We start from the raw sequence: 17,481 nt of genomic DNA, 5'->3' as shown, positions 1-17,481 counted from the left end.
CTGTGTCAGCAGCCATCCACGCGCTGGAGCGACGCTGACAGCCCAATCAGCGAGAAGGTGTAGCGCGTCTGCGTGCCACGCGCTGAAACCGCCTGCACATTGAGTGTCTTGCCCGCACGCATTGCCCGCATGATCCGCGTTTCATCAGCGACATTCTCCGCCCAGGCGCGATTACCTTCGCTGAAGAACGGAAAGGCCGTGCCATCCACCATGACATTCACGGCCTTGTCTGACTTGAGATCATAGCCCATGACGAGCTGTGGGCTGTACTGTCCACTCGACTTGGAAATAATAATGAAATTATCGCCGTGCCTGACATCTACGGGATGAAATTTAATCGGAACCGTCAAAGCATAGCATTTGTTACCGGGAAGATCAGTGTTTTGATAAACACCCCAGTCCCTGAATTCTCCGATATAATTCGTCTTTGCCGTAGCCACGAGAGAACTCGCCACCAACCCTGCCAGCGCTAACGCAACGGTGGTTGCATTTTTCCTCATCGCCCAAAACCTCCATAATATTACAAAATCACGCATATTTAAAAATTATAACATTGCGTTACTATTTCCTTAACAAACACCTAAAAATTTGTTGAAAATTTGAAGCGGCTAATCCGCCATTCGCGCACGGCCAACCGTTGCGAAATCAACCCGGCAGAGCGGGCCGCGGATATGATCCAAGAATGATGGACGCGCTGAGGTTTGGACAAGCGCAGACGGCAAGAAGCCCAGCCTTCGAAACACGAAGGCTGTTTTGCAAGTCTTTGCTTTTAAAGGAAATGGTGGGCCCGGAGGGACTCGAACCCCCAACCAAGCGGTTATGAGCCGCCGGCTCTAACCAATTGAGCTACAGGCCCCACGCAACACTGGACCTACCCTAAAGAAACGGAAGATACAACTGTCAAATCTGTCAGTCGCCCTAATGCGCACATATTCGATTGCGATGCATTGCGTCAGAAGCCACGACGGTCAGGATTCGAAGCTCTCGGTTGCATTAAACCGGCATTTCTATTCTTATATCATGGCGACGCGCATGAGAGGGAACTTAAGAAACAAACGATTTCAACAACAAAGCGAACCGTCCAAATCGGAGCGCTCACAATAAGCTGCCTCAACATTCTCTACAGGAGATTTCATGAAAAACCGCGCTACCACTCTTATCGCAGCCTCTTTTTCGGCAATCATGCTCGCAGGCGCCCTGGCCCTGCCCGCCGCAGCCCAGGAGAACCAGATGTCGAGACAGCCTGCGCGCATTGCCGTGACCGGTGAAGGCACCACGACTGCCGCACCTGACATGGCGATTCTCAATCTCACCGTTCTGCGCGAAGCCCAGACCGCACGCGAAGCCATGACTGCCAATAACGAGGCCATGACCAAGGTTCTGGACGCCATGAAAAAGGCTGGCATCGAGGAACGCGATCTTCAGACCGGCGGCATCAATATTCAGCCGCGTTATGTGTATCCTGATGACAAAAACGGCCTCAAGGAGCCGAGCATCACAAGCTATGCGGTTTCCAACAGCCTGACCGTGCGCGTCCGCGATCTTGCCAAGGTCGGTGAAGTGCTCGATCAGTCGATCACGCTCGGCGTCAATCAGGGCGGCGATCTGAACTTCGTCAACGACAACCCGTCCGCGACCATCAATGAAGCCCGCAAACGCGCTGTGGCCGATGCTGTCGCCAAGGCGAAGACGCTTGCCGATGCTGCTGGCGTCGGTCTTGGACGCGTCATTGAAATCACCGAACAGGGCCGTCCACCCATGCCGATGCCAATCGCACGCGGCCAGTTCAAGACAATGGCTGCCGCGGCTCCGGAGGACTCCGTTCCTGTCGCAGCCGGCGAAAACAGCTTTAACGTTTCGGTCAATGTCGTCTTCGAGATCAAGGAATAGCGGCAGGCTAAGTTCAGCGAAAAGGGGCGCACTGCGCCCCTTTTTTATTCGACTGTTTCCGACATAAAAAAGCCGGGCTGAGTGGGTCAGCCCGGCTTTTGTTCATTCCGTTCGATTAGCGGATGATCGGGCAGCCGCGTGCATTGGCGAATACGACGCCGCTCGGACGGCCATGACGATAGCCGCGCACCTGAACGGATTTGCCGCGATACACGACACGCGCATTGCGAATGCCCATGCGATTTGCCTTCATCTTGGCGGCTTCAACCGAGCAAGCAGGGCCGCGATAGACCGGGCGTCCATGATGCGGGCGACCGCGATAATCGACATTAACAACAGCTCCATGCGCTGCGGTGCTGACAGCCGGTGCCGTCATCGGAGACGCGGCATTCGCCGATGCGCCGACCGTAAAGACGGCGGCAAGACCGAGTGCAGCGGTAACGGCAAACGACTTGAGCGAAATAGCGGACATGTTGAACCTCTTCCAATTGAGTGTCAGGCCCTCCGCCTGAGACACCCGATCATTAGCCCCCGGAAGATGAACGAAAAAGAAAGCTGCCGTTCATCTGCCATTCAGCAAAGACGCCGCGCGCGGAAGGCACTCTAAAAAAGACATGAAATTCAAACAATTAAGAGAAATAGAAAAATATTCTTTCTCTTTGAGCCAAATAATTAAATTTAAGCAATGTTATAAATTAGAGCGCGTCTCGATCAGGCATGACCATGTGATCGAGATAATCTTCTTCGTCTTCCATGTCATGATCGAAAGCAGTTACCTTGCCGCGCACGGAAATCCCCGCCTCATGCACAGTGTCCCGCGAACCGGAAACCAGCGGGTGCCACCAATAAAGGTCGGAGCCTTCGGCAACGAGGCGATAGGCGCAGGTCATCGGCAGCCAGTTCACTTCATCGACGATTTTTGGCGTCAGGAATACACAATCCGGCACGGTGGCTCTACGGTTCGGATAATCACGGCACTGACAGGTTTCAGGGTTGAGCAGCGTGCAGGCCACGCTCGTCCAGTAAATCTCGTCGGTATCATCGTCCAGCAACTTATGCAGACAGCACTGGCCACATCCGTCGCACAGGCTTTCCCACTCGCTGCGGGTCAGCTGATTGAGCTTTTTGGTTTTCCAGAAGGGTTTGTCGGTCATGATTGAGCCTATAACGGAATTATGTCGGGAATGGCGTGGACAAATCGCCGCCCTGACTGCAGCTGATGAGTACTGCTAATTGACTATTGAAAGCCCCGCCTGCGTGGGCTAAGTCACAAGGGTCATCCCAATGATCGTAAGCGTCTAACGTCAGGCAACGCATCAACCGACCGGAAACGGCCGCCGATGCACTGATCGTTGTCTTCCGCTTTCCGCTCTGAATTTCAGGTACTATTATGTCAAATTCTGACACGCCGCGTCGCAGGAAGCTGCCAGCGCGTTACGCTTCCATCGTCATGCCGCTCATTCTTTCGATGCTGATGACGCTCGTGGTCTCCCTCATCGCCACGGCAAAAACCCTCGGCTTTGCCCATCCCGAACTTGCATCCAACTGGATGAGCTCATGGGTGGTTTCGTGGATCGTGGCTTTCCCGGTTCTGCTGATGCTTCTGCCAATCGTGCGCAAAATGGTTGCCTTTGTGTGCCACCCGCACTGATCTGATCATCGGGACAAACCAATAAAAAGCGCCGCGCATGGGTCCATGCGCGGCGCTTTCATTTGAAATGGAGACAATTAGCGGAAGATATGCTCGCCCTGCTCGTCAACGATCTGGCGACCCTTGTTCAGCGCAATGCTGGCGGCATCCTCGATACCGGGGCAACGGTCGGCGCGAACGAAGCGATATTCCTTCAGCTCACCATTGATCGTTTTAGAGATCACACCGCACACCTGATACTGACCGCCCTCGCTGTAAGGCGTGGCGACGATCAGAAAATCCTTGTGCTCGGTGCGACCGGCCTCTTTCGGCTCCGCTGATTTCTCAGCAGCTTCGCCACCGCCGCCGAACAGGCGCTTCAAAAACGACATGGTGCTCCCCTTTTTTAAGAATCGAGGAACGAACGCAGCTTGCGCGAACGGCTCGGATGCTTGAGCTTGCGCAGTGCCTTCGCTTCGATCTGACGGATACGTTCGCGGGTAACCGAGAACTGCTGACCGACTTCTTCGAGCGTGTGGTCGGTGTTCATACCGATACCGAAGCGCATGCGCAGAACGCGTTCTTCACGTGGCGTCAGCGAAGCCAGAACACGCGTCGTCGTATCGCGCAGGTTCGCCTGAATGGCGGCGTCGATCGGCAGCAGCGCGTTCTTGTCCTCGATGAAATCGCCCAGATGTGAATCTTCCTCATCGCCGACCGGCGTTTCGAGAGAGATCGGCTCCTTGGCGATCTTCAGCACCTTGCGCACTTTTTCGAGCGGCATTGCGAGCTTTTCGGCCAGTTCTTCCGGCGTTGGCTCGCGACCGATTTCGTGCAGCATCTGGCGCGACGTGCGGACGATCTTGTTGATCGTTTCGATCATGTGCACCGGAATACGGATGGTGCGCGCCTGATCGGCAATCGAACGGGTGATCGCCTGACGAATCCACCAGGTGGCATAGGTCGAGAACTTGTAACCACGACGGTATTCGAACTTGTCGACCGCCTTCATGAGGCCGATATTGCCTTCCTGAATGAGATCGAGGAACTGAAGACCACGGTTCGTGTACTTCTTGGCAATGGAAATCACGAGACGCAGATTGGCCTCGACCATTTCCTTCTTGGCGATGCTGGCTTCACGTTCGCCCTTCTGCACCTGATTGACGATGCGACGGAATTCGCCGATCGAAATCGCGGTTTCAGTGGCGAGGTTCTGAATTTCGCTGCGCAGGCGGGCAATCGTGCCCACTTCCTTGGTGGCGAAATCCTTCCAGCCGCGGGCCGACAGCAGACCAACGCGCTCAACCCAGTTCGGATCGAGTTCGTGGCCCTGATATTCCTTGAGGAACTCATCGCGACGCACGCCGAAGGATTCAGCCAGACGCAGAAGCTTGCCTTCGTTCTGAACCAAACGCTTGTTGATATCGTAAAGCTGTTCGACCAGCTGTTCGATACGGTTCTGGTTGAGAGAGAGCGACTTCACGGCAGTGATCAGCTCGTCTTTCAGTTCCTTATAGCGGCGTTCCTGGCTGGAGGAGAGTTCGCCGGTCGCGGCCAGACGGCCCTCAACCTGCTGGTCCTGCAGCTTGCGCAGCTTCTTATAGGTATCGGCGATGAGGTCGAGCGTTTCCATGACCTGCGGGCGCAGTTCGGCTTCCATAGCCGCCAGCGACAGGTTGGCTTCGTCTTCGTCCTCTTCTTCCTCTTCCACCGGCATGTCGCCGCCGACATTGGTGATGTCGTCGTCATCACGCGAACGGCGCGCAGGCTTGTCGTCGCGCGGACGTTCTTCTTCCACACGCTCGATTACCGGCGCCTGTTTGGCTTCCGGACCGGCATAGGTGGTTTCGAGGTCGATGATTTCGCGCAGGAGAATGTTGGATTCGTTCAGCTGATCGCGCCAGATGATGATGGCCTGGAAGGTCAGCGGGCTTTCGCACAGCCCGGCAATCATCGTTTCGCGACCGGCTTCGATGCGCTTTGCGATGGCGATTTCGCCTTCGCGCGACAGAAGCTCCACCGAACCCATTTCGCGCAGATACATGCGCACGGGATCGTCGGTACGGTCGGTCGGCTCTTTCTTGGTCGTCGTGGTGGCGACGGCAGTGCCGCCGGTCTCGACCAGATCGCCGCCTTCTTCCGCGTCGTCGTCGTTGTTGTTTTCTTCGCGATCGTTGTCTTGCTCGTCGTCTTCAACGACGTTGATGCCCATGTCGGAAAGCATGGCCATGGTGTCTTCGATCTGTTCCGACGTCACTTCCTCGGAAGGAAGAACGGCGTTCAGCTCGTCCATGGTCACATAGCCACGCTTCTTCGCGACCTTGATCATCTTCTTGACAGCATCGTCAGAAAGGTCGAGAAGCGGACCGTCGGCAGCACCTTCGCGCTCGACTTCGGCTTCTTCGTTTTCCTTAACCTTCGTTGCCATATGTTCTTCTCCAGGCGACCCCGGTCGCTTTTAAGATATATAGAGTGTCCGAACGGTTTTGCGAGACTGCAAGCCGCCGGTTGATTCTGCGAGTAGCTGATTTGCCGTTAATGGCGGATTAACCCTGCCCTCGGTATCAGGCTCCATCGTGATCGATTTTCTGTGGGCAGATCCGGTGACATCACGTCATCGCAACGGTTTTTTGCCCTTGTTCCGCATCTCGCTTCACCCGGAGCAGAGGTGTCGGAACATCATCGGTATCCGTTCTATCCTTGTTCGAACTGTCGTGATTCCGTCATTTACGCCATACGTCAAGAGCGACTCACCTGATTCGACCTCAAAAAGCGAATCATTTGTTGTCGCGGCCTATCCGCGGGCTAATTAGAGCGCCATTAGCCGTCTGCAACCCCTTATTCCCGGCACTTTTCAATAAAGTGATTCGGCTTGCCGAATCAGAAGCCGCCGGGTGAGCGGCCAGACGACAGACCGAACCCGTCGATCAGGGCTTCGGTCGCATCTGCCTTTAAAATCTGATTTTGTATATCAATGAGGCGCGCATAAAGTTCGCCCGTCTCATCGGTTTCCAGTGCGGCCTCAACGGCTCGCAGCTCCTTATGTAGTGTGCGGGCGCGCTGATGCAAGTGAAGCGCCTGACGCAGTGCTTCGCGTGCATCGTCTTCCGCCGCCAGTGCGGTTGCGGTCCAGAGCCTTGCACCCTTTACCACTTGTTCCAGCGTTTCGATCAGATCGCGATGCCCGGCATTGACCAGCGCGTGACGCATGGCGTCGCCATTATCCACGTGGTCAGAAGCCAGAACATCCAGCATGGCGAGATGAAGCGTCTTCAACGCATCATGCGCCAGATCAAGCCCGGCAATCTTTTCAAAATCTTCCTCGATCAGACGCGGATGATTGAGGAGTGTCAGCACGATTGCTGTTTCCCGCAAGGGTGCATGGGTACCCGCGCCCGGACGCCCGCCCTTGACCAGCGTGGAGCGAACGAGGCTGTCGGAGATTGCAAGACGTCCACCGCCGCCCATGCCGGGGCCGCCGCGTCCGCGCCCGTTGTCGTTGCGCCGGTTGAACGACCCATTGCGCTGCCCCCCCTGCTGCCGCCCCTGCCCGAAAAACGCCTGAGCGCGTTCGCGCATATCCTGACCGTAATGGCGGCGAATATCTTCATTGGCGATGCGGCTGGTGATTTCGCGCAGACGCGCTTCCAGTTCGGCGCGTCGTTCCGGCGTGTCGAACACACCGCCAATGGTTTCGCGTGTCCAGATCATGTCGACAAGCGGTCTGGCGTCGCGCAGAACGGCATGAAACGCCGCCGGACCTTCCGCCTTGACCAGATCGTCCGGGTCCTGCCCTTCCGGCAAAAGCGCAAAGCGCAGCGACTTGCCGGGTTGCAAGGTTGGCAGACCGAGATCAGCGGCACGATAGGCGGCGCGAAGTCCAGCGCCGTCACCATCGAAGCACAGGACAGGCTCCGGACTGATGCGCCAGAGAAGTTCGAGCTGCTCTTCGGTCAGCGCCGTACCGAGCGGCGCCACGACATGATGAATGCCCGCCTGCGCCAGCGCGATCACATCCATATAGCCTTCGACAGCGATGATCGGCTTGGCCGGTTCGCCATTTTGCGGCTGACAGGCTTTGCGAGCGCGCAGGCCGTTATAAAGCACTCGCCCCTTGTGGAAGAGCTCGGTTTCCGGCGAGTTCAGATATTTGGCAGGTGCATCCGCAGAAAGCGCGCGACCACCAAAAGCGATGATGCGCCCGCGCAGATCTTCAATCGGGAACATGACGCGGTCGCGGAAGCGGTCATAGGAAACGGGAACACCTTCATGCACCACAAGACCGCAAGCTTCGAACTGCTCGCGCGTGACGCCCTTGCTGGCCAGAAACTCTTTCAGGGCATTACGCGATTCCGGCGCATAACCCATGCGGAACGCCTGCTGCGTCGCGCTTGAAAGCCCACGGTCGCGCAGATAGGCGCGCGCCTTGGCACCGGCTGCACTCTGTAACTGCGCCTCAAAGAACTGCGTCGCCAGTTCCATGACGTCGTAAAGGGTTGCGCGCTGCGCCTCGCGTTTTTCCATTTCAGGATCGCGCGCTGGCATCGGCACGCCCGCCATATCGGCCACGCGCTCCACAGCTTCGGGAAAGCTCAAGCCTTCGAGTTCGGTCAGAAACTTGAAGTGATCGCCCGTCACGCCGCAACCGAAACAGTGATAACGCCCCTTGCGATCCTCGCAGTGGAAGCTCGGCGTATTTTCGCCGTGGAAGGGACAACAAGCCCAGAAATCACCCTTCGGCGGATTGCTCTTTTTCCGGTCGAACGAAACCCGCGCTCCGATCAGCGTCGAGATCGGCACGCGATCTCTGATCTCATCAAGAAAGGAGGGTGGGAAACGCATTGCGGGTGTCACTTCCAGATCGATCCTGAACATCGATAGGCCCGTGAACCAGAGGGTTCCAGGCACGGCGATGTCTTCGGTGTTTGCAAACAGGTTCTACATATAAGCACCACCAACCCCGGCGTCCATCGCACTTGCTTCACCCTCCCCGCTAATCACAGCCTTCTGCCCGGACTGTTTGACGGGAGTTTCACAACCATGCCTCTGTCACAAAACTGTCATATAACTTTCACATTCGATTAAGAGCTGTTGATTTTAGGCGCGAATAAGCCCATATCTCTTGGATATTTCGTTAGCCGGAACATATTTTCTTCGTTTTATGAAGATAATTCTAGCTTTCAACACCAACCTCCAACCCGAAGGGATTTCGCCGTGAATGGTTCATTGGTCCTTTTGCACCTTGCTGGCGCAGTCGCCCTCCTCCTATGGGCCACCCGCATGGTGCGAACCGGGGTAGAGCGCGCCTATGGCGACCGCCTGCGCAGACGCTTGCGCAACCAGATGCAGAACCCGCTTTTATCGGTCGCCTTCGGTCTGGTGCTTGCTGTTGCCCTGCAAAGCTCTACCGCTGTGACGCTGCTGGTCGGCTCCTTCGTGGGATCGGGTTTCGTCAGCGGTGTCGCAGGCCTGATGGCCGTGCGCGGCGGTGAACTCGGCTCGGCTCTGGTCGTCAAAATCCTGAGCTATGACCTGACCATTCTCGTTCCGCTCTGCCTTGTGATCGGCACCGGCATTTTCATGACCACCGAGCGCCGCGACTGGCGGCAGATCGGGCGCATTCTCGTGGGCATAGGCCTCTTGATCATGTCGCTGGAAATGACCGGTCAGGCCACTGAACCATTGCGCCAGAGCGAACTTCTGCCGGTAATCGTCGACTATCTGTCGAGCGATCCAATCACCACCTATCTGCTGGCCGCACTGATGACATGGCTGTTCCATTCCAGCGTTGCAGCCGTCATTCTGCTGACGACATTCGCATCGCGCGGTCTTATCCATCCGGAACTGGCCGTGGTCATGGTGCTCGGCGTCAATCTCGGCTCCTCGATCATCGCGCCGATCCTCACCCGCAATGCCCCGCCTGAAACCCGCGTTGTGCCGCTCGGCAATCTCCTGATGCGCGGCGCAGGCTCGCTGGTCATGCTGGTGCTCTACGAGACCTTCAAGCCGTCCATTGCGTTCCTTGGCGCCGATCCCGTATCGCAGGTGGTCAACGCGCATATTCTGTTCAACGTGATCGTCATGCTGGCGGGCATCCCGCTTTCCGGGCTGGTGCTGCGCACCACCGAGGCGCTCGTCAAGATCAATGCAGACAAGACCCCGGCACCGGCACAGCCGCTGGAAATGGAAGAATATAGCGCCCTTGATACGGGCGTGCTTAACCGCCCGTCGCAAGCGCTGGCCAATGCCACCCGCGAAGTGGTGGGCGTTTGCGATACGGTCGAAGTCATGCTGCGCCGCATCATCGATCTCTATGAAAAGCCGGATCAGGCCCGTATCAACGAACTGGCCGCTCTCGATGACCGCGTGGACAAGAAGCATGCGGCGATCAAGCTTTACCTCACCCGGCTTGCCTCGCAGGATCTGAGCGAATTCGAAGCCCTGCGGATGCAGGAACTGCTCGGCGCTTGCGTGAAGCTCGAGCAGGTGGGCGACATCATCGTGCGCAACATGCTGGCGCAGGTGCAGAAGAAGATGGATCACAAGCTGGAATTCACAGAAGAAGGCTGGGAGGAACTCAGCCACTTCCACGCGATGGTTCTGGCCAATGCGCATCTGGCCTTCAACGTGGTCGTCTCGCGTGATGGGCGCACGGCACGCCAGCTCGTTCAGGAAAAAGACCGCCTGCGCGAATTGGAGAAGCAGACAAGTCTGCGCCACTTCTCGCGTCTGCGCGAAGGATCAACCCGCAGTATCGAGACCAGCACCATCCATCTCGATACGATCCGCGATCTGAAGCAGATCAATTCGCTTCTGGCTTCCATGGCCTATCCGGTTTTGGAAGAACAGGGCCTCCTGAGCGAAACGCGCCTCAAGACCGTCAAGCAGAGCTAACGCGGTTAAAACGTTATATCTGCGGCGTTGGCGGTTCGGCCACGGGTGCTTCCTGCCCGGAACCCGTTAAGCGTCTCATTGTGATGGGCCACGATGTCGGCGAACTGCAAGCTCGCCGTATCGCCAGTCGTGTGCCCATCGGCAATTAATGTCACATCATAGCCGAGCGATATTGCGTGGCGCACCGCCGTGTCGACGCAGTACTCCGTCTGGCAACCGCCGATAACCAGATGGGTGATCGCCAGCTCATGCAGTCGGTCCTGAAGCTCAGTTTCGTGAAATGAATCGCAACTGGTCTTTTCAACCACGATGTCGTTTGCCTGAGGTGAAAGCTCGTCCCGGATCGCCCAACCCTGCGTGCCCTTTTCGAGCACATCCCCCGGTCCGCCGTCGTGCTGCACGAGGATAACCGGAATCCCGGCAGCATGTGCCCTTGCCTTCACGGCGCTCAATCGGACGACAACATCATCCAGAGCGCGGTCAATCACAGGCTGACGCTCAGGCGTGCCTATCCCGGCCACAATATCCTTTTGAACATCAATGATGAGCAGAGCAGTAGTCATGACAAGCGATCTCACTGACTGATTTCGATTGCCCGGCATAACATCTGCATGGCCGGTGAAACAAGAAGGCCCCGCTTTTGACGGGGCCTTCTTCATTTCGTGTCAGAGCAGGGATTACTGCAGAAGCGACTTCACCAGCGCGCTTGCCTTGGTGAAATCCATCTTGCCTGCATAGCGCTCTTTCAGGATGGCCATGCACTTGCCCATATCGCGCAGACCCTGCGCACCGATTTCGGCGATGACATCCTCGCAAGCCTTCTTCACTTCTTCCTCAGTCATCTGCTGCGGCAGAAACTCGGAGATAATGACAATTTCCTCGCGCTCGGCGTCGGCCAGCTCGATGCGGCTGCCTTCTTCATAGATGCGTGCCGATTCTTCGCGCTGCTTGACCATCTTGCCGAGAATACCCAGCAATTCCTCGTCTCCGACCGGGTCCTTGCCTGCGGAACGGTTGGCGATATCGCGGTCCTTCACGGCAGCCAGAATAAGGCGCAGCGTCGACGTGCGGCGCTTTTCCTGCGCCTTAAGCGCGGTTGTGAGGGCCTGGGAAATCTCCTGGCGAAGCATCGAATGTCTCCTGACGGTGTTTGTTTCTTCTTACTCGCAACGTGACCCATAAAGCAATCGCGCGCTGTCACGAGCTGTCCGAACTACCCGCCCGAAGAACAATAATGCGATAATTATCGCGATTATTTCCCGAATGAGCACGCTCGGACGATTGACCCGGCGATCAAGTTTCTCTATTGATCAAGGCTTAGCAGGACATCGGTACATGCTCGCAGTGGGAGATTTGAAATCCCCGCTGCCTTTTGGCGCATATATGACCCCGTCGCCTGTTGGCGCGTATATGACCATTGACGCTCCGTCTTTCAAGCCATTCGCCCGGTAACAGGGTGAAGCTGGAAGGATGGAACATGAGCCTGTACGGAAAAGCTAAAACATTAAACGTGGCACGGATTTAAGTGCTGCAAGTTAAACAGGAGTGCACATATGACCGAAACGACCCCGAAAACCGCACCCTGGACAACCGAAAAGCGAACCGCCGTTCTGGTTCTTGCTGACGGCACCGTGATCGAAGGCAAGGGCCTCGGCGCGACCGGCGCAATCGAAGCAGAAGTTGTCTTCAACACGGCGCTCACCGGTTACGAAGAAATCCTGACCGATCCGTCCTATGCCGGACAGATCGTCACCTTCACCTTCCCGCATATCGGCAATGTCGGCACCAATGTCGAAGATATCGAAGACCTGACGCCAGCCAATCGCCACGGCGCAGTCGGCGCAATCTTCAAGGCCGATATCACCGCACCGTCCAATTATCGCTCCAGCGAAGACCTCGACGCATGGCTGAAGGCACGCGGCGTCATCGCGCTTGCAGGCATCGACACCCGCGCCCTCACCGCACTGATCCGCGAACGCGGCGCGCAGAATGCTGTCATCGCGCATGACCCGAACGGCAAGTTCGACATCGACGCCTTGAAGGCCCGCGCTGCCGGCTGGAGCGGTCTGGAAAATCTCGATCTCGCCGAGGATGTCACCATCGGCCAGAGCCAGGTCTGGAACGAAACGCCCTGGATCAAGGGCGAAAGCTTCGGCGAACTGAACAACCCGCAATATCATGTGGTCGCGCTCGATTTCGGCGTGAAGCGCAACATTCTGCGCCTGCTTGCAGGCCTTGGCGCAAAGGTTACGGTTCTGCCCGCAACGGCAACCGCCGATGACGTGCTGGCCTACAATCCCGACGGCGTATTCCTGTCGAACGGCCCCGGCGATCCGGCAGCCACCGGCGCATATGCCGTGCCGACCATTGCCAAGCTGGTTGACAGCGGACTGCCGGTTTTCGGCATCTGCCTTGGACACCAGATGCTGGCGCTGGCACTCGGTGGCCGCACCGAGAAGATGCATCAGGGCCATCACGGCGCAAACCATCCGGTCAAGGATTACACGACCGGCAAGGTGGAAATCGTTTCCATGAACCACGGCTTTGCGGTCGATTCTGAATCGCTGCCGGACAATGTTGAAGAAACCCACGTCTCGCTTTTCGACGGCACCAATTGCGGTCTGCGCGTCATCGGCAAGCCGGTCTTCTCCGTCCAGCACCATCCGGAAGCTTCGCCCGGCCCGCAGGATTCGCACTACCTCTTCCGCCGGTTCATCAATCTCATCCGTGAGAAGAAGGGCGAAGCCCTTTTGCCGGAACGCGAACAGGCTGCGTGAATCTAAATCTGAGATTTTGCGGTTAACACATTGTTAGCAAATAAAAAGCCGGGGCAAACACCCCGGCTTTTTTGATGTGCATTTATAGCCTTTAAACATCCGCTATCTTCGGCTTTGGCTTGGGATGAACCCGCGCCACCACCACGACCAGCGCGATGAAGATCAGCCCTGCCCCAACCGCATAGGGCATACCGGCAAAATCAAACGGCGCGTTTGTTCCGGTAAAATGACTGAAGAGCTGCGTGAAAAGAAGCGGACCGATAATCGTCGTGATGCTCGAAACGCTGGTCAGCGCGCCCTGCAACTCGCCTTGTGCGGACGGCGGCACTTTGCTCGCAGCGATACTGCGCAGCGGCGGATCAGCAAAGCCTTCCAGCGCCGTCATCAGGATGACCGCATAGACCATCCAGCCTTCCCAGGCGATGGCATAACCAATCATACCAAGACAAGAAAAGAACACGCCGGTGATGGCCGTGCGCCGCTCACCCAGAATAGGCAGTGCACGCGGTAGCACCACCGCCATGACAAACGCAGTACCGATACCGAACATGCCAAGCGACAGGCCGATCTGGGCCTCGTTCCAGTTATAGCGGTAGGCGCCGACAAAGGCCCAGACCGACGGATAGACCGCATGGGCCAGCCAGTACAGGAAGAAGACCGCCATCACCCAGCCGATGCCGGGATAGCTGCGCAGCTGCTTGAGCGCGCCGAGCGGATTGGCACGTCCGATCTGGAAACTGCGCCTGTTTTGCAGGGACAGCGTTTCCGGCAGCAGGAAGTATGCCAGCACGAAATTGATGAAAGACAGCAACGCCGCGCCGTAGAATGGAACACGGGGGCCGAATTCACCCAGAAGACCGCCCAGCACCGGGCCGAGCGCAAAGCCAACGCCGAAGGCAATGCCAATCAGGCCGAAATTGCGTGCGCGATTGCCGTCATCGCTGACATCCGCAATATAAGCGGATGCCGTCGCAAAACTTGCACCGCTGATGCCCGCCAGCACACGGCCAACGAACAGCATCCAGAATGAGGTTGCGAGCGCGCAGATGAGATTGTCGATCGCAAATGTCAGAATGGAGGCCAGCAGAACCGGCCGCCGGCCGAAACGGTCGCTGAGATTACCGATCAACGGCGCGAACAGAAACTGCATCGCCGCATAAACTAGCAGCAGCCAGCCGCCGTCGACAGCAGCCGTGCTGACATCCGCGCCGGTCAGTTCTTCCAGATAGGCCGGCAGAACCGGCATGATGATCGCGATCCCGATAATATCGAGAAACAGCGTCATGAAGACCAGCCAAAGGCCCCGCCTTACGAATTTGGGGTCAAGCATTGGAACACCTGAATATGCTCACGCGGATTTGCCGCAGGAAGCATCATGTTTTGATTGTTGGAAAGGATCGCGCGTCATCGCCGCTCAAAGTTGAGCGTCACGCATGATTTGGATAAGGGCCGCGCCGACGCGAAACCTTTATAGGGAAAATTATTCTACGACAAGCCTGCTTGATACGGGTCGACGAAAATGATTCGAACCATCGCATGGCTTGCATAGAAAAAGGCGGCCGAAGCCGCCTTTTATGAAGTGATCAGAGCGGCTTAGATGTCGCCGCTAAATGTATCGCAGGATTCGAGCTTTCCCGTATCGAAGCCGCGCTTGAACCACTTGGCGCGCTGTGCCGATGTGCCATGGTTGAAGCTTTCCGGCACGACGTAACCCTGACTGCGACGCTGCAACGTGTCGTCACCGATCTGGTGGGCAGCATTGAGCGCATCTTCAAGATCGCCCGCTTCCAGAATACCCTTCTGCTGGGTGTAATAACCCCAGATACCGGCAAAGCAGTCGGCCTGAAGCTCGACGCGAACCGACATCTGGTTGGCCTGCACTTCGTTCATCTGCTGGCGCATCTGGTTGAACTTCGGGAGAATGCCGAGCAGGTTCTGCACATGATGCCCGACTTCATGCGCCAGCACATAGGCCTGCGCAAAGTTACCCGACGCGCCGAAACGATTCGCCAGTTCGTCATAGAAGCTCAGGTCGATGTAGAGCTTGCGGTCGCCGGGGCAGTAGAACGGCCCCGACGCAGCAGAGGCAAAACCGCAGGCCGAACGCACCTGCCCGGTGAAAAGAACCATGGTCGGCTTCGTATAGGTCTGGCCGCGCGACTGGAAAATACCGCTCCAGACGTCTTCGGTCTCGGCCAGCACTGTGCGGGCAAACTGGGTCATCTCGTCATTGGCGACTGCCCCGCCCTCGGCAGCCGTGCGACCGCTGGACTGCTGCTGTTGCGTCTGCACGGACGAGCCCATGCCGCCATCGCCAAACAGAATCGGTATAGGATCAATACCAAAGGCGCGCAGCACGAAGAACATCACGACAAGAATGAGAATGCCGGAAAGCCCGCCGCCACGCACGACCTTGAAGCCCGGCCCGCCGCCGCCAAAACCACCGCCTTGTCCGCCTGAATCGCCACCGCCGCCACGCTGGTCTTCCACATTGTCACTCTGCCTACGACCTTGCCAGCGCATACGCCCACTCCCTCAACACCGGCCGCAGCAACCCTGCGCGGCGCATCAATCAATCTCGTATAATTGTCGCATAAAGAGTTGCCACCGCAATATAAAAAGTAAATGGCAAGCCTCATCACAAACGGAGACTCGCCCGCAATATTTGCTTTCGGGAGTTTTCCTATCGGATGGCGCGAAACTTGTGCCTTAGAAATGAGCTGCCGAACAGGACCAAGACAGTCACCGCCGCGCCTGTGGCGAGGTGGAAAGTGCCCGCATCCGGAAATGCAACCGCATGCATGATGCGCCCCGGCAGGAAGGCAAAGAGCCCAGCCCCGACAATGCCCAGAAAATAAACCTGTCGCACGATTTTGCGATGCAGGCCGATCTCGCCCTGACGCGCGGCGATCACTGACCGGATGCATCCGGCGATGACCAGCACAGACAGGATATGTATCGGGCTGAAACCCCAGAACAGGTTGATCTGGTGTATGAAAAAGCTCGTCATCGCGGTGACAACCATCAACGCCATCCAGATGCGCCCAAGATATTTGTGCAGTCGCGTGCCCTTGCGGCGCAGGAGAATGAAGGCTCCCAGCAAGGCTGCGGGTATGACAGTGGCGACGTGTAGCTGGACGGCAAGCGGTGCGTGAAGAAGCGGCTCGAAATTCATGGCAATGCTCCGGTTGAATTTCGACCTTCCTTCGACAACACTGCGCTCGGCTCAATTGGAATGACGTGGAATGCAGGAAAACTTCGTGGCTGGCGGCATTGTGCAATTCGCGCTTCGTGAAATGACGGTCATTTTGCGCGCGCTCCGCCTCTGGATGACGTTTCTTGTGGTGGTGCTGATCTTCACCATAACGGCTGCACTGGGCACAGGTTCGATGCCCGTCGTCATCCGCTTCTTCTATTGGCTGCTGATCCAGTTTGGCGGCTGGTCCATCGCCATTTTGTTCGCCGTTCTGGCGGATTCCTTGCTGAAACCATGGGTCGCCAGCACCTTTGCGCGCATGATGACAGGCGCGCTTCTGGCGGCGATTCCCATTGGCCTTTGGGTCGGCCTCGTCGACTACGGTTTCTTGATCAGAACCCCGTCCTTCAAAACGCTCCTCGGCAACATGGCGGTTTCGCTGCCGCTCAGCGCGCTCTTCTGTGTCCTTGCCTATCTGACAGTTCGCAAAGACATCGAAACCGTTTCGAACAAAAGCCCCGAAGCCCCCGCCCTGCTCAATCGTCTGCAACCCGGCAATCGCGGCCCGTTGCTGCGTCTGTCGGCGGACGATCATTACACACAGGTCGTCACCAGCCGGGGCAAGGAACTCATCCTGATCCGCTTTTCCGATGCAGTAAAAGAAATCGGCGAAACGCCGGGGTTACAGATCCACCGCTCGCATTGGGTGGCAGACACTCATGTCGAGGAATTGCAGCGCGTCAATGGCGCGCTCAGCGTCAAAACACGCGACGGAACACTGCTCCCGGTCAGCCGGTCGAGCCAGAAAGCAGCGCTGGAGCGTTACCGCACCGGTGCATCACCGCACAAGAAAACTGCGCTCGGCTAAGATTTTTCGTGAATGCCCGCATTTTCTTTGAAATAAGCGTATTTGTGGGGTTCCGCTTTGGGTCATCATTGCCTATAAGGCCCGCTTAGCCCACAGAATTCATACGCTGCCAACCCGCCGGAAAACCGTGCGGGCTTTTCTGGCAGGCTAAGCAGCATGTCACTCGAAAGTGGGAACCGGTTTCGAGACAAAGGCATGCGTAAACAAGAGCATGATCCCGAAAATG

The 17,481-nt window shown here is 57.0% G+C and carries 16 protein-coding genes and 1 tRNA gene; 5 read left to right on the top strand and 12 right to left on the bottom strand.

Translation table 11 applies throughout. From position 1 onward, the window contains the following. Positions 1–5 precede the first annotated feature (5 nt). Both FHW00_RS05345 and FHW00_RS05340 read right to left on the bottom strand, forming a co-directional pair. Positions 6–500 (bottom strand): invasion associated locus B family protein, encoded by a 495-nt coding sequence (locus FHW00_RS05345; protein WP_078338691.1) that lies wholly within the window; start codon positions 498–500, stop codon positions 6–8. A 279-nt stretch (positions 501–779) separates the two neighbouring features. Next, positions 780–856: transfer RNA gene (locus FHW00_RS05340), tRNA-Ile, on the bottom strand. A gap of 278 nt (positions 857–1,134) precedes the next feature. Here FHW00_RS05340 and FHW00_RS05335 point away from each other — a divergent pair. Beyond that, positions 1,135–1,890, top strand: a complete 756-nt coding sequence (locus FHW00_RS05335; protein WP_078338692.1) for an SIMPL domain-containing protein — start codon at positions 1,135–1,137, stop codon at positions 1,888–1,890. Positions 1,891–2,005: 115 nt separating this feature from the next. Here the strand turns inward: FHW00_RS05335 and FHW00_RS05330 are convergent, their stop codons facing one another. Together FHW00_RS05330 and FHW00_RS05325 are read right to left on the bottom strand one after the other, a co-directional pair. Then, positions 2,006–2,362, bottom strand: coding sequence for an antifreeze protein (locus FHW00_RS05330; RefSeq protein WP_078338693.1), 357 nt, complete (start codon positions 2,360–2,362; stop codon positions 2,006–2,008). Between the two features lie 223 nt (positions 2,363–2,585). Beyond that, positions 2,586–3,044, bottom strand: a complete 459-nt coding sequence (locus tag FHW00_RS05325; protein WP_078338694.1) for a YcgN family cysteine cluster protein — start codon at positions 3,042–3,044, stop codon at positions 2,586–2,588. Between the two features lie 236 nt (positions 3,045–3,280). Here FHW00_RS05325 and FHW00_RS05320 point away from each other — a divergent pair, with 236 nt between their 5' ends. Then, complete coding sequence (locus tag FHW00_RS05320) at positions 3,281–3,541, top strand: DUF2798 domain-containing protein (protein ID WP_078338695.1); 261 nt, start codon at positions 3,281–3,283, stop codon at positions 3,539–3,541. A gap of 77 nt (positions 3,542–3,618) precedes the next feature. Here the strand turns inward: FHW00_RS05320 and FHW00_RS05315 are convergent, their stop codons facing one another. From FHW00_RS05315 to dnaG, 3 genes are all read right to left on the bottom strand, one after another. Beyond that, entirely contained in the window at positions 3,619–3,912 is a 294-nt protein-coding gene (locus tag FHW00_RS05315) for an HlyU family transcriptional regulator (RefSeq protein ID WP_078338696.1), read from the bottom strand. A 14-nt stretch (positions 3,913–3,926) separates the two neighbouring features. Further along, the gene (rpoD, locus tag FHW00_RS05310) at positions 3,927–5,948 is read right to left on the bottom strand and encodes an RNA polymerase sigma factor RpoD (protein WP_078338697.1); all 2,022 of its coding nucleotides are present in this window, start codon (positions 5,946–5,948) and stop codon (positions 3,927–3,929) included. Positions 5,949–6,400: 452 nt separating this feature from the next. Next, on the bottom strand, positions 6,401–8,362 hold the full coding sequence (gene dnaG, locus FHW00_RS05305) for a DNA primase (RefSeq protein WP_078338866.1): 1,962 nt from the start codon (positions 8,360–8,362) through the stop codon (positions 6,401–6,403). Between the two features lie 372 nt (positions 8,363–8,734). Between dnaG and FHW00_RS05300 the strand changes: the two genes are divergently transcribed. After that, complete coding sequence (locus tag FHW00_RS05300) at positions 8,735–10,414, top strand: Na/Pi cotransporter family protein (RefSeq protein WP_078338698.1); 1,680 nt, start codon at positions 8,735–8,737, stop codon at positions 10,412–10,414. 5 nt (positions 10,415–10,419) lie between these two features. Here FHW00_RS05300 and FHW00_RS05295 read toward each other — a convergent pair whose 3' ends face one another. Together FHW00_RS05295 and FHW00_RS05290 are read right to left on the bottom strand one after the other, a co-directional pair. Next, positions 10,420–10,977: a cysteine hydrolase family protein gene (locus FHW00_RS05295; RefSeq protein WP_078338699.1), complete on the bottom strand. Its 558-nt coding sequence runs from the start codon at positions 10,975–10,977 to the stop codon at positions 10,420–10,422. A gap of 114 nt (positions 10,978–11,091) precedes the next feature. Continuing rightward, a complete protein-coding gene (locus tag FHW00_RS05290) occupies positions 11,092–11,544 on the bottom strand; it encodes a GatB/YqeY domain-containing protein (protein WP_078338700.1) in 453 nt (150 codons plus the stop codon). A gap of 423 nt (positions 11,545–11,967) precedes the next feature. Between FHW00_RS05290 and carA the strand changes: the two genes are divergently transcribed. Then, positions 11,968–13,191: a glutamine-hydrolyzing carbamoyl-phosphate synthase small subunit gene (gene carA, locus FHW00_RS05285; RefSeq protein ID WP_113533522.1), complete on the top strand. Its 1,224-nt coding sequence runs from the start codon at positions 11,968–11,970 to the stop codon at positions 13,189–13,191. Between the two features lie 91 nt (positions 13,192–13,282). Here the strand turns inward: carA and FHW00_RS05280 are convergent, their stop codons facing one another. The 3 genes from FHW00_RS05280 to FHW00_RS05270 form a co-directional block, all read right to left on the bottom strand. Continuing rightward, entirely contained in the window at positions 13,283–14,521 is a 1,239-nt protein-coding gene (locus FHW00_RS05280; RefSeq protein ID WP_078338701.1) for a TCR/Tet family MFS transporter, read from the bottom strand. 263 nt (positions 14,522–14,784) lie between these two features. Next, positions 14,785–15,714: a KPN_02809 family neutral zinc metallopeptidase gene (ypfJ, locus tag FHW00_RS05275; RefSeq protein WP_078338702.1), complete on the bottom strand. Its 930-nt coding sequence runs from the start codon at positions 15,712–15,714 to the stop codon at positions 14,785–14,787. 160 nt (positions 15,715–15,874) lie between these two features. Continuing rightward, on the bottom strand, positions 15,875–16,366 hold the full coding sequence (locus FHW00_RS05270) for a DUF2306 domain-containing protein (RefSeq protein ID WP_078338703.1): 492 nt from the start codon (positions 16,364–16,366) through the stop codon (positions 15,875–15,877). Between the two features lie 70 nt (positions 16,367–16,436). On the opposite strand from FHW00_RS05270, the gene FHW00_RS05265 reads away from it, so the two are divergent. Next, positions 16,437–17,255, top strand: coding sequence for a LytTR family DNA-binding domain-containing protein (locus FHW00_RS05265; RefSeq protein WP_078338704.1), 819 nt, complete (start codon positions 16,437–16,439; stop codon positions 17,253–17,255). The last annotated feature ends 226 nt before the right edge of the window (positions 17,256–17,481 follow it).

This window comes from Ochrobactrum sp. P6BSIII, from assembly GCF_014138065.1.
In the GTDB taxonomy this organism is placed as follows: Bacteria; Pseudomonadota; Alphaproteobacteria; order Rhizobiales; family Rhizobiaceae; genus Brucella.
The sequence above is the reverse complement of the archived record's forward strand: the minus strand, read 5'-3'. Positions and strand labels throughout refer to the sequence as shown.